Origin of the sequence: Streptomyces sp. RP5T (assembly GCF_003933965.1) — a bacterium.
Classification (GTDB): domain Bacteria; phylum Actinomycetota; class Actinomycetes; order Streptomycetales; family Streptomycetaceae; genus Streptomyces.
Genome location: NZ_RSAJ01001102.1, coordinates 1 through 1,272 on the forward strand (window position 1 = coordinate 1; position 1,272 = coordinate 1,272).

Consider the following 1,272-nt stretch of genomic DNA (forward strand, 5'->3'; position numbering starts at 1 on the left):
GGACGGGGCGTACCAGCTACGGGGGGCTCGGGACCCGCGCGACCGGCCGCGCCCGGCCCGTGGCGCACCTGGGGTGCCGTGGCGCGGCCCGTGGCGCACCGAGGGTGCCGTGGCGGATTACCGTAGGCCTGCCGTGACCCCCGCACCGGAGAGCCGATGCCCGCAGAGACGACCACTTCCCCGCCGGTACCGGCGTCCGCCGCGCCGGCCGAGGCGGTCGCACCGCTGATCCGCGGGGTCAGCGTGCTGCGGGAACTGACCGACGCGGGCGGGACACTGAGCCTGAGCGGCCTGGAACGGGCCACGGGCCTGGCACGTTCCACGGTCGACCGCATCACCTCGACGCTCGCCCGCATGGGATACGTCCGCCTCGACGGCCGGGACGCGGTGGCGACCCCGCGCCTCATGGAACTCGGCAACGCCTACCTCGCCGCGCTGCGCCTGCCCGCCCTGCTGTCCGGACGGGCCGACGCCCTCGCCGACGAGCTCGACGAGTCGGTGTCCCTGGCGGTCGCCGACCGTGACGGCATCCGCTTCATCCACCAGGCCACCCGCCGCCGCGCGATGTCCCTCAGCTTCCGCATCGGCGACCTGCTCCCCGCCGAACGCACCGCGCCGGGGCCCCTGTTCGCCTCCGAGTGGACGGACGACGACTGGCGGGCATGGCGCGAACGCCGGGCGAGCGACCCGGAGAACCGGGCCTTCCCGGCCGTACCCCCAAGACAACTCGCACTCCCACAAGGCGAGTTCGAGAGGACGGCGGCACAGGCGGGCCGGAACGGCTGGGCGCTGGACGACCAGTTGATCGAACCGGGCCTGGTGGCGGTCTCCGTCCCCGTACGGGATCCGCGCACGGGCCGGATCGCCTGCGCGGCGAACGTCGTGAGCCACACCAGCCGGCACACGGCGGCCGACCTGCGCGACACCCTGCTGCCGCGGCTGCGGACCACGGTGACCGAGATGGAACGCGCACTGGCCATCGCCCCGGAGCCGGACCCCGGCCCGCCGCCCTCGCGATCGGCCGCCTGGATCGGCGCGTCCAAGAACGAACTGGGCCGGGAGTTCATCGAGTCCCTCGCGCGCGGGCTGACGGTCCTGACGGCGTTCGGCGAGGGCAGGGCGGCGCTCACCCTCACGGACGTGGCCCGGGCGACCGGTCTCACGCGAGCGACGGCCCGCCGCGCCCTGATCACCTACGAACACCTGGGCCTGGTCCGCCAGCAGCCGGAGTCCCGCACCTTCGCCCTCACCCCCCGGGTCCTGTCCCTGGGC

At 75.1% G+C, this 1,272-nt stretch carries 1 protein-coding gene; it reads left to right on the forward strand.

Annotation, left to right across the window (positions count from 1 at the left end; genetic code table 11):
• Positions 1-156 precede the first annotated feature (156 nt).
• Positions 157-1,272, forward strand: a 1,116-nt coding sequence (locus EHS43_RS44770) for a helix-turn-helix domain-containing protein (RefSeq protein ID WP_125196077.1), incomplete at its 3' end; no start/stop codon positions are given.